Source organism: Dokdonella sp., assembly GCF_039926425.1.
Taxonomy (GTDB): Bacteria; Pseudomonadota; Gammaproteobacteria; order Xanthomonadales; family Rhodanobacteraceae; genus Dokdonella_A.
The window spans coordinates 1-5,234 of sequence record NZ_JBDSWZ010000085.1; the positions used below are offsets into that span (position 1 = coordinate 1).

The window sequence follows — 5,234 nt, forward strand, 5'->3', positions numbered from 1 at the left end:
GGCAGGATCTGTTGCCGGTGGAGCAAGCGTTCAAGCTGAGTGCCAAGCCGGGTGCACCCGGAACGCTGGCGCTGCACTGGGACATTGCGCAGGACTATTACCTCTATCGCGCACGCATCAAGGCGAAAACGTCGCAGGAAGGCGTGACGCTCGGTGCGCTCGACCTGCCCGCGGGTGAGAAAAAGCACGACGAATTCCTCGGTGACGTCGAGGTGTATCACCACGCGATCGACGCGACGTTGCCCTACACGCTGTCAAATACCAGCGCAAAGAGCGTATCGGTCACGCTGACCGTTCAGGGCTGCCATCAGACCGATCCGAAGATCTGCTATCCGCCAAGTCCGACGACGGTTTCGGTGGAGGTGGGGGGAATCGCGGCTGAAGCCGCTCCCACAACCGCAGCACCGGCGGGGCTTGCGGCATCCGCTTCTCTCATCAAGCTCGGTGGGGACACGGGTGGCGCCACCGACAGCACGCCGCTTCCGCCCGAACAGGCGTTTGTGTTCGAGGCGATCGCGCAGAGTCCGACGGCGATCCTCGCGCGCTGGACAATGCCGAAGGGCTATTACCTCTATCGGGACAAAAGCACCGTTGCGATCACCGATGGCGCGGGCGTGAAGCTCGGCGCACCGGAGTGGCCACAGGGCGTCACGCATTCCGACGAACACTTCGGCGACGTGATCGTGTATTTCGATCAGGTCGAACTGCCGATCCCGCTCGCGCGCGAACGTGGTGCCGCGCAGACCGTCACGGTGCATTCCGAGTATCAGGGTTGCCAGGACAACGGCATCTGCTACCCGGTGATGCAGCGCGATGTGTCGATCGCGATGCCGCCCGCAACCGACGCGCAACTCGCCGCAGCGAAAGCGTCGTTCGTCGCTGCGCCGTCGTTGACCACCGCAGCCGTCTCCGCAACCGACGACAATGCGCTGCGCAGCATGCCGCCCGCACCCGACACGCTCGGCATCTTCGGTGCGTTGCTGCTCGCAGTGCTTGGTGGGCTGATCCTCAACCTGATGCCGTGCGTGCTGCCGATCCTGTCGTTGAAAGTGATCGGCCTCGCGCAGAGCGGCGAAAGCCCCGCCGCCGCGCGTTCGCATGCGCTCGCCTACACCGCTGGCGTGATGGTTGCGTTTGCGGCAATCGGACTTGCCGTGGTTGCGTTGCGCGCCGCTGGACAGGCGCTCGGCTGGGGCTTCCAGTTGCAACAGCCGCTGGTGGTGGCCGGGCTCATCTACGTCTTGTTCGCGGTTGGCCTGTCGCTGTCCGGCGTGTTCAACATCGGCGCGGGTCTCGCAGGCGTGGGACAAGGCCTGAGCAATCGAAGCGGAAAGGCCGGCGATTTTTTCACCGGTGTGCTGGCGGTGGTTGTCGCGAGTCCGTGCACCGCGCCGTTCATGGGCCCTGCGCTCGCATTCGCGTTTTCCGCCTCCTCATTCATTGCGTTGCTGGTGTTCCTCGGGTTGGGTCTCGGTCTCGCGCTCCCCTTTTTGCTCGTCGGCTTCGTGCCGGCGCTCGCCACGCGCCTGCCCAGGCCGGGCGCGTGGATGGAAACGCTCAAACAGGTGCTCGCGTTCCCGATGTACCTCACCGCCGCATGGCTGGTGTGGGTGCTTGGCAACCAGCGCGGTGTGGATGCGGTGTTGCTGGTGCTGGTGGCGGCGATCGTGCTGGCGTTGGGCCTGTGGTGGTGGGAGCGCAGCCGTTATCGGGGCGGTCCGATCGGGCGCGTCCTCGCAATGCTTCTCGTGGTCGCCGCGGTCGCGGTCTCGATGACGCAGATTGCGCGATTGGTGGCGCCCAATCATGCGCAGGCCGACTCGGCGGAGTCGGTCGCGTATTCCGCCGAGCGTCTCGCAGCGTTGCGTGCTGAAGGACGCAGCGTGTTCGTCGACATGGGAGCCGACTGGTGTGTGACCTGCAAGGTCAATGAGCGGGCGGTCCTCGACACCGATGCGTTCCGCGATCTGCTCAGGCGCAGCAACGCGGTCCTGATGAAAGGCGACTGGACCAATGTCGACCCGGCCATCACTGCGTTCCTCAAGGACTACAAGGCGGTCGGTGTGCCGTTGTATGTCGTCTTCCGCAGTGGCGAAGCCGGGCTTGGACAGGCGCTGCCGACCGTTCTGACGCAAGGCATCGTCGAACAGGCCTTCGCACCCGTCGCCCGCTGACGAACTGACGATGTTCGAACGCACCCATCTGTGGATCGTATTGCTTGCGGTCGTCGGCGCGCTGGCTGGACTTGCAGCCGGCGCGTGGTTGCGGCCGACTCCAACGCCTGCACAGACGGGAGGCGCTGCAGTCGAGCCCACTTCGATCATCGGGAAACCGTCGCCAGCGATGGCATTGCCCGATGTCGATGGACAGGTGAGGTCGCTCTCGACGTGGCGGGGCAAACTCGTGGTCGTCAATTTCTGGGCAACGTGGTGTGGCCCGTGCCGCGAGGAAATGCCGTTGCTGGATGCAACACACAAACGCCTGGCGGCGCGCGGCGTCGAGGTCGTTGGCGTTGCCGAGGATGGCACCGCGGAAACGAAGGCCTTTCTCGCGCAGCATCCGATCAGCTATCCAATCCTCATCGACGATCCGGAAAAAGCGGCCGGCCACCCTCAGGATGTATCGTCCATCTTCGGCAACAACCGCGATGTCCTGCCCTACTCGGTGCTGGTGGGGCGCGACGGACGCATCGTCGCGCAACGCTTCGGCAACTTCACGCAATCGAGTCTCGACCGCTGGTTGGCGCCGCATCTCTGATCGAACACGCCGCAATCTCGGCAAATAACCATCAAACGTCGCCGAACTGGACATAACGCGCAGGCTCGGCCAGACTGTTCGTTCGTCGTTTGCCCGAGTTGCCGCCTTGGCGAAACTGCTGGTCCTCCACGGTCCCAACCTCAATCTGCTCGGCTCGCGTGAGCCGGAGGTCTACGGCCGCACGACGCTCGAGGAAATCGACTCCGGGTTGGCGCAGACGGCACACGCCGCTGGTCACGTGCTGTCGTCACTGCAGTCCAATGCCGAGCATGTGCTGATCGACCGGATCCACGCGGCCGCGACAGACGGCACCGCGTTCATCCTGATCAATCCGGGTGCGTTCACCCACACCAGCATCGCGCTGCGCGACGCGTTCGCGGGGGTTGGCATTCCTTTCATCGAACTGCACCTGTCGAACGTACAGGCGCGCGAGGAATTCCGGCGCCATTCGTATCTTTCCGATCTGGCCGTCGGGATCATTTCGGGCTTCGGCGCGGACAGCTATCGACTCGCGCTCGACGCCGCGCTCCGCAGACTCGACGCCTGACCTTTTCCACTCAACTTTCAGCCAGGAGTCCGAATGGACCTGCGCAAGATCAAGAAGCTCATCGACCTGCTCGAGGAATCCAATCTCGCCGAACTCGAGATCAAGGAGGGCGAGGAGATCGTCCGCCTCTCGCGAATTCCAAAGGGCATGGTCAGCGCACTTTCAGTGGCGCCGCAGGCCGTGCAGATGGCGCCACCCGTCACGCAGGCCGCCTCCGCCAGCGGACCGGCCGCGCCAGCAGCGCCAGCCGCCGCCGAGAACGCCACCCCTGCGGGCCATACCGTCAAGGCGCCGATGGTCGGCACGTTTTACGCATCGGTCAATCCGGAAACTCCGGCCTACGTGAAGGTCGGTCAGTCGATCAAGGCGGGCGATACGCTCGGCATCATCGAGGCGATGAAGATGTTCAACCAGATCGAGTCCGATGTCAGCGGCACGGTCCTGGCGATTCTGGTCAACAACGGTCAACCCGTCGAATTCGACGAACCGATGTTCGTCATCGGATGAGTTCTGTGCACAAACAGTGGAGTCGGCTGACGCCCGCTCTTTCCCGATTCCGAATCCCCAAGTCCGATGCCCATGCTCGATAAAGTCGTCATCGCCAACCGCGGCGAGATCGCATTGCGTATCCTGCGCGCGTGCCACACGCTCGGGATCAAGACGGTCGCCGTCCATTCCACGGTCGATCGCAACCTCAAGCACGTCGGCATGGCGGACGAATCCGTGTGCATCGGACCGCCCGCCGCAGCAGACAGTTATCTCAACGTGCCGGCGATCATTGCGGCAGCCGAGGTGACCGATGCACAGGCGATCCATCCAGGCTATGGCTTTCTTTCCGAGAACGCCGACTTCGCCGAGCGGGTCGAGAAATCGGGCTTCATCTTCATCGGCCCGACGCCTGCAGTGATTCGACTGATGGGCGACAAGGTCGAGGCGATTCGCGCGATGAAGGCCGCGGGCGTGCCCTGCGTGCCCGGATCCGGGGGCCCGCTCGGCGACGACGTGGTCAGCAACACCAAGATCGCGCGCGAGATCGGCTATCCGGTGATCATCAAGGCAGCCGGCGGCGGCGGCGGTCGCGGCATGCGCGTGGTGCATACCGAAGCGCATCTCGCCAACGCGATCACGATGACCAAGTCCGAAGCCAAGGCCGCGTTCGGCAATGGCGAGGTCTACATGGAGAAATTCCTCGAGAATCCGCGCCACATCGAGATCCAGGTTCTCGCGGACGGTCAGGGCAACGCGATCCATCTCGGCGAGCGTGACTGTTCGATGCAGCGCCGCCACCAGAAAGTGGTGGAGGAAGCGCCCGCACCGGGCATCACCCCGGAACAGCGCGCAGAAATCGGCAAGGTGTGCGTCGAGGCGTGTCTGCGCATCAACTATCGCGGCGCCGGCACGTTCGAGTTTCTGTTCGAGGGCGGCAAGTTCTATTTCATCGAGATGAACACGCGTATCCAGGTCGAGCATCCGGTGACCGAATTGATCACCGGTACCGACCTCGTGCGAGAGCAGCTGTTGATCGCCTCCGGTGAAAAGCTCTCGCTTCGCCAGGAAGACATCAAGTTCGTTGGCCACGCGATCGAGTGTCGCGTCAACGCGGAAGACCCCGACACCTTCATGCCGAGCCCGGGGACGGTCAAGCGCTTCGAATGCCCGGGCGGGCCCGGCGTTCGCGTCGACACGCACGTGTACGACGGCTACCGCATCCCGCCAAACTACGATTCGATGATCGGCAAACTGATCGTGCATGGTCGCGACCGCGCAACCGCGATCGCGCGCATGCGCATCGCGCTGTCGGAGATGGTCGTCGAAGGCATCAAGACCAACGTGCCGCTGCAGCAGCGCATCATGGCCGATGGCGGGTTCCAGACCGGTGGTCAGAACATCCACTACCTCGAGCGGCGGATTGCCGAGGCGAAAGAGAAAT

General features: G+C 63.8%; 5 protein-coding genes. All 5 read left to right on the forward strand.

The genetic code is table 11. From position 1 onward, the window contains the following. A partial coding sequence (locus ABIV12_RS05410) for a protein-disulfide reductase DsbD (protein ID WP_348057028.1) occupies window positions 1-2,174 on the forward strand: 2,174 nt, incomplete at its 5' end. 10 nt (window positions 2,175-2,184) lie between these two features. Then, complete coding sequence (locus tag ABIV12_RS05415; protein ID WP_348057030.1) at window positions 2,185-2,757, forward strand: TlpA disulfide reductase family protein; 573 nt, start codon at window positions 2,185-2,187, stop codon at window positions 2,755-2,757. A 106-nt stretch (window positions 2,758-2,863) separates the two neighbouring features. After that, window positions 2,864-3,304, forward strand: coding sequence for a type II 3-dehydroquinate dehydratase (aroQ, locus tag ABIV12_RS05420; RefSeq protein ID WP_348057032.1), 441 nt, complete (start codon window positions 2,864-2,866; stop codon window positions 3,302-3,304). 33 nt (window positions 3,305-3,337) lie between these two features. Then, window positions 3,338-3,811, forward strand: a complete 474-nt coding sequence (gene accB / locus ABIV12_RS05425; protein WP_348057034.1) for an acetyl-CoA carboxylase biotin carboxyl carrier protein — start codon at window positions 3,338-3,340, stop codon at window positions 3,809-3,811. Window positions 3,812-3,883: 72 nt separating this feature from the next. Next, window positions 3,884-5,234: acetyl-CoA carboxylase biotin carboxylase subunit (accC, locus tag ABIV12_RS05430; protein ID WP_348057036.1), on the forward strand; the 1,351-nt coding region annotated here is incomplete at its 3' end.